This is a genomic window from Coleofasciculus sp. G3-WIS-01 (assembly GCF_040223135.1).
Taxonomy (GTDB): domain Bacteria; phylum Cyanobacteriota; class Cyanobacteriia; order Cyanobacteriales; family Coleofasciculaceae; genus Coleofasciculus.
On sequence record NZ_JAVJZI010000191.1, the window covers coordinates 1 to 5423 of the forward strand.

Annotated in this window: 6 protein-coding genes and 1 CRISPR repeat array; of the genes, 1 reads left to right on the top strand and 5 read right to left on the bottom strand. The window is 46.0% G+C overall.

From position 1 onward, the window contains the following. Nucleotides 1–259: 259 nt before the first annotated feature. Nucleotides 260–475, top strand: coding sequence for a chemotaxis protein CheB (locus RIM23_RS19695; protein WP_446368820.1), 216 nt, complete (start codon nucleotides 260–262; stop codon nucleotides 473–475). Between the two features lie 192 nt (nucleotides 476–667). On the opposite strand, the gene RIM23_RS19700 is transcribed toward RIM23_RS19695, so the two are convergent. The 5 genes from RIM23_RS19700 to RIM23_RS19720 form a co-directional block, all read right to left on the bottom strand. After that, nucleotides 668–862, bottom strand: coding sequence for a hypothetical protein (locus tag RIM23_RS19700; protein WP_446368821.1), 195 nt, complete (start codon nucleotides 860–862; stop codon nucleotides 668–670). Then, nucleotides 837–1010: a hypothetical protein gene (locus RIM23_RS19705; protein WP_446368822.1), complete on the bottom strand. Its 174-nt coding sequence runs from the start codon at nucleotides 1008–1010 to the stop codon at nucleotides 837–839. Before RIM23_RS19705 ends, RIM23_RS19700 begins: the two co-directional genes overlap by 26 nt. Before the next feature lie 31 nt (nucleotides 1011–1041). Next, entirely contained in the window at nucleotides 1042–1296 is a 255-nt protein-coding gene (locus RIM23_RS19710; RefSeq protein ID WP_446368823.1) for a hypothetical protein, read from the bottom strand. Between the two features lie 185 nt (nucleotides 1297–1481). Next, a complete protein-coding gene (locus tag RIM23_RS19715) occupies nucleotides 1482–1718 on the bottom strand; it encodes a hypothetical protein (RefSeq protein WP_446368824.1) in 237 nt (78 codons plus the stop codon). Between the two features lie 117 nt (nucleotides 1719–1835). Continuing rightward, complete coding sequence (locus RIM23_RS19720) at nucleotides 1836–4157, bottom strand: heavy metal translocating P-type ATPase (protein ID WP_446368825.1); 2322 nt, start codon at nucleotides 4155–4157, stop codon at nucleotides 1836–1838. A 671-nt stretch (nucleotides 4158–4828) separates the two neighbouring features. Then, a CRISPR array of direct repeats spans nucleotides 4829–5157; the repeat unit is 37 nt; unit sequence GTCGAAATCCCCCTGAATCCCTATCAGGGATTGAAAC. The last annotated feature ends 266 nt before the right edge of the window (nucleotides 5158–5423 follow it).

Below are 5423 nucleotides of genomic sequence, written 5' to 3' on the forward strand. Positions count from 1 at the left end.
GCTGAAACGATGCGTGACCAAGTTTATGTCTTTTTGTGGTTTATCAGCGGCAATCCTAAACTGTATTAAGTTATGTGAAACAACGTTAACATTCATACCATAGGCAGGCGTTGAGGAAAACAATAGTTTGTTATTCTCTTCAACAGTAGTTGCATGTTATATCAAAAATGGTTATCATCTCCTTAGATTCATCAATTAAAAATTCCCCCATCTAAATCTTGTGATTGTAGATGGGGACTGCGCTCAACCGTAGTTCAAAATGGAGGTACTGGCGGCAAAAGCGGGAGGTCTGAGAGTCCTAAGCCATATCCTGGCTGCCTTACCACCCAGTTTTCCTGCGGCGCTCGTCGTGGTGCAGCACCTAGATCCTCAATACTCTGGCAACTGGATAAGTGACGTAGTAGACCGTTCCACGACCCTACCATTCAAGATGCCACAATTTTACCTCTACATCATAAAAAATCCCTCAACTTAAACAGTACGTTCTGCGATCGCGTTTACCTGAGTTGAGACAATTGCACCGCCAGTTCCCGCAATAGGGACGTTAAACAATTGGAATTGCTGGAAGTTCAAAATAGGGTGCGTTTGCCGCCGTAGCGTAACGCACCCTTAGCGCATCCTGATTGTGGCGAGTTGGATCACAGTTTTTGCTGTAACCCTTGACTTTTTACAAAGTCTGTGCTGTATCGTCTTGGCTTAATTGCTCCTCAATCGTGCCAATTGCGGCATTGAGTCCAGCTAATCTGATTTCTAGATCGCCACGCATTGCCTTAAGAAACTTGAGCTTACGCTCTAAGCTGGTTTTCCGAGAAACAGGTTCTCCACCGCAGCAAGCATTATCCCAATTCCAGAATGGAAACATAATCCACCTTCACCTGTGTAAATCTATTCTTATATTGGCTAATTCTTGGGTTGAATAGTTGTCGGGTGATGATCGGAAAACCGACCTCTTGAGCAGAAGACGCTCCCACTACGGCGACAACTTGTTGATTAATCGGCTTGAGTTGCATTTCCAAAACTCCTTATTACCGAAAATCGGCATTAAGCCAAATGTCGTTCTCCTGTATGGCATAAAAAAGATGATAAAAGTGCACTGACAATAATTAACTCGCTATAGGTTAAGGTGGAACCTAAACCATAAAACGCCGCGTAAATTCCACCAAGAGTTTTACCGGGTAAAACAGAAATAATTTCCAATTCAGAAGGAACAAACGAGCGCACCTTTGCAATATCAAACAAATGCAAGGTCTGGATACTGTAGCCTTGCAGTGTCCAAGGAGCTGGAGGATATGCCATCTTAACTAACTTTTTTACAAAAATTTACACAGATAGCCGGATAAATCGGTTGATCTAGATGAATCTTGATGCCCAGAATAATTGTTATGACTGCACCAAACCTCTATCAAAAGTTGTAATTTTAAGTAGACCTTGTTAGTAGTGGCGTGACTTTAATCGCTTGGGTTTAATTTTACACAGCTAGCTTAAGTTTTATTAGCTTTATTTTTGCTAAATAAAAACCACCAAAGTTCTGTCCCAATTAACGCTAAACCGCCTAGGGTGACACCGACTTTTAGCGGTAATGATTGCTCAATTCGGCGGAATTGACTGCTCTGCTGGGACTGATGTTCTGACATTTCAGCCGTGGCTGGATTTGCAGCGACTCCGAATAGAAGCCCTAAACTAATCAGATAGGCTAAAGCTTTGGGTTTGGTTAACATTGTTTTGATTCCTCCTAGATTAGTAAAGGGCGACCCGATAAAGTTGAGGAAATTCGGGTTGTTTATTGATAGTATCGGGTCGCCCATACAGGATTTCACTGATAATTGGAGGTTACGCTACTTAGCAGGATGAGTGATAATTTTGGGTTGGAAATTCCGCAGCCTTAAGGCATTAGTTACCACAGAAATGGAACTCAGTGCCATTGCTCCCCCGGCTATAATTGGATTCAGTAATACGCCAAATAATGGGTAAAGAATTCCTGCCGCGATGGGAATTCCGGCGGTGTTGTAAATAAAGGCAAAGAAGAGATTTTGGCGAATATTTCGCATGGTGGCGTGGCTGAGTTGAATCGCGGTAACAACTCCATTTAAGTCACCGGAAATCAGGGTAATATCACTGGCGGCTATGGCGACATCGGTGCCGGTGCCAATGGCGATTCCTACATCTGCTTGGGCTAAGGCTGGGGCGTCATTAATTCCATCGCCTACCATGGCAACAATACGGTTTGAATGTTGGGTTTTGGGCTTTGAATTCGGTGTTTTCTTGATGTCTTCGGTTTGCAAAGATCGGATGACGGCGGATTTCTGATCCGGGCGCACTTCGGCAAAGACGTGCTGGATACCAATTTCTCGTGCGATCGCGTCTGCTGTTTGTTGATTATCTCCTGTGAGCATCACCACTTGCAACCCCAGGCGTTGCAGTTTCTTGACGGCTTCAACAGAAGAGGGTTTTAAAGCATCAGCAATGCCCACTAATCCCTCAACCTTACCATCAACGGCAATCCAAGCGGTGGTTTTTGTCGCGGCTTCCCATGTTTGTTTCTGGGTTTGGAGGGATTGGGTATTAATTTCTAGTGCATCCATCCAGCGTTGGGTTCCGATTTGAATCAGGTGATTTTCTACTGTTCCTTGCACCCCCATTCCCGCAACGGCTTCAAAGTTTTGGACATCGGGTAAGGGGAATTCAACACCTTGGAGTTTGGCATAATCAACGATGGCTTCGGCTAAAGGATGTTCCGAAAGTCTTTCCACGGCGGCGGCTAATCTTAGGAGTTTGATTTCATGATGATCCGCTGTTCCTTTTACGGTTACATAATCAGTTACACTGGGTTTGCCTTGGGTAATCGTGCCAGTTTTATCTAGAACAATTGCCTGAAGTTTATGGGCGAGTTCTAAACTTTCTCCGCCTTTAATTAAAATGCCATTTTCTGCGCCTAAGCCGGTGCCAACCATAATGGATGTCGGGGTAGCTAATCCTAACGCACAGGGACAAGCGATAATTAAAACCCCAACGGTGGTAATCGTGGCAAGGGTAATATTACCCATAATATTAAACCAGATTACAAATGTCGCGATCGCAACGGCAATGACGACGGGTACAAACCAGCCCGTGACTTGATCTGCGAGTTTCTGAATCGGGGCTTTTGACCCTTGCGCCTCTTGGACTAATTTGACAATTTGCGCCAATACTGTATCTTTTCCCACTCGTGAGGCGCGGAATTTAAAACTCCCGGTCTTATTAATCGTAGCGCCAATTACTTCATCCCCCGCTTGTTTTTTCACGGGGATGGGTTCTCCGGTTACCATGGATTCATCGATGGTAGATACACCATCAACCACTTGCCCATCCACGGGAATTTTTTCCCCAGGGCGCACGACAATAACATCACCGACGATAACCTGTTCAATGGGAATATCAACTTCTTCACCTTTACGAATTACCCGCGCTGTTTTCGCTTGTAATCCCATTAACTTGCGAATCGCTTCTGAGGTTTGACCCTTCGCCCGATTTTCCAACAGTCGCCCCAGTAAAATGAGGGTAATAATCACGGCGGCGGGTTCGTAATACACATCCGGTGATAATCCTTGAGTGATTAAAAAGCCAGGGAAAAGGGTAACAAACAGAGAATAGAAATAGGCGGAACCTGTCCCCAGCGCTACCAGAGTATTCATATCCGCGCCATGACGTTTAAAGGCTTTCCATGCGCCGACAAAGAAGGATTGACCGCACCAAAAGAGTACAGGTGTACTTAAAACCAGTTGTACCCAAGCATTATGCAGCCAGGAGGGAAAGTAGGGAATGTGCAATCCTGTCATCGCCGGAAGTGAACCGACGACGAGGATTAGGCTGATAACGCCGCTGACGATAACTTTACGTCTGAGATCCCGTTGATGGGCTTCCCGTGCGGTTTTTTCGGCATCGGTGTCTTCACCCATTCGGGTGGTATCTAAGGGTTGCGCCCCATATCCCGCATCGGCGACGGCTTTTTGGATGGTGTCTAAGTTTGTCGCGTTGGGATTATAGGTTACAGAACCTTGTTCCATGGCAAAGTTAACATTACACTCAACAACGCCAGGAACGTTTTGGATGGCTTGTTCAATGGTGGTGGCGCAAGAGGCGCAACCCATTCCTTGTAGTCGTAGATGGCTAGTTTCCATAGTTGACTCCTGATAGTAGCAGTTTGGGAAGTTTGGCGGGCGGGGGTGTGGAGGGGCGATGGCAGGTTTTAAGGTCTTAAGGGTGTTATATATATAGGATAAAGTCTCTAGTTGACTGGAGAGTCAAGGGGGATTGTGTAGGGGCGGGTTTTACAACTATCTTTTCGGTTGCACCTAGATGTGACTAAACCCGCCCCGATGCAGTGGGAGAGTGGGAGATTGTGTAGGGGCGGGTTTTACAACTACCTTTTCGGTTGCATCTAGATGTGACTAAACCCGCCCCGATGCAGGTTTCTAGGTCCTCCCGTGAAAAGTTAGATGGGGGAGATGGCAACAAGGAGATGGGGTGGGCTAGGATGGTTGTACCGCAACCTGATGTGTTGAGTTTGAAGCATGATCAGGTCGATGTTTTGGGGTGAAATCCGAGAGGGGGTAGGTGTTTTTTTGGGCGAGTCTGATTTTTCGGCTGTATTCCTTGTCTCATCTGGGTTTGAGGACATTTGCCTCAGAGAGAGGTTCTCGGAAACGCTGAAAGCATTACTGGGACTGGGTTTGAATGGGTTTGTTTTTGGATACCTCTTGTCGGCTGAAGCTGGAAATGATATATTTAATGGAGTCTCTCGGAATTGTACCTTGAAAACTAAATACAGTAAGCGTTTCAGAGGTCGGCAGTCGAAATCCCCCTGAATCCCTATCAGGGATTGAAACCAAACAGACGAACTTAGGGGCGAAATGATAAATGTCGAAATCCCCCTGAATCCCTATCAGGGATTGAAACACATCTTCCGCTCTAAATAGACCATTCTCGATCAGGTCGAAATCCCCCTGAATCCCTATCAGGGATTGAAACGCTGGACGAAATTGTCTTGGACTTAAGAAGGTGGCGAGTCGAAATCCCCCTGAATCCCTATCAGGGATTGAAACATGTACGGCTGCGAATGGTGCTTGACTCCATCTGACAGGTCGAAATCCCCCTGAATCCCTATCAGGGATTGAAACGGGTAAGTCTTCGGCTATTACTACAGCCTGGTCTGGTCGACATCCCCCCGAGTCTCTCTCAGGGTTTGTTTCGGGTTAGAGTTGGGCTTTTGGGAGAGCGGTGTCTGGTCGAAATCCCCCTGAATCCCTATCAGGGATTGAAACTTCATCGGTTTGAATGATTAACACTCTTCTTTTCGTCGAAATCCCCCTGAATCCCGATCAGGGATTGAAACTAATCTCAGTAGCCCAATCAAATATGAGCTTAGCGTCGAAATCCCCCTGAAT

Excerpts from the sequence above, each read along its gene's own strand:
- RIM23_RS19715 (WP_446368824.1), bottom strand. The coding sequence starts at position 1,718 with ATGTTAACCAAACCCAAAGCTTTAGCCTATCTGATTAGTTTAGGGCTT.
- RIM23_RS19720 (WP_446368825.1), bottom strand. The coding sequence starts at position 4,157 with ATGGAAACTAGCCATCTACGACTACAAGGAATGGGTTGCGCCTCTTGC.
- RIM23_RS19710 (WP_446368823.1), bottom strand. The coding sequence starts at position 1,296 with ATGGCATATCCTCCAGCTCCTTGGACACTGCAAGGCTACAGTATCCAG.
- RIM23_RS19700 (WP_446368821.1), bottom strand. The coding sequence starts at position 862 with ATGTTTCCATTCTGGAATTGGGATAATGCTTGCTGCGGTGGAGAACCT.
- RIM23_RS19695 (WP_446368820.1), top strand. The coding sequence starts at position 260 with ATGGAGGTACTGGCGGCAAAAGCGGGAGGTCTGAGAGTCCTAAGCCAT.
- RIM23_RS19705 (WP_446368822.1), bottom strand. The coding sequence starts at position 1,010 with ATGCAACTCAAGCCGATTAATCAACAAGTTGTCGCCGTAGTGGGAGCG.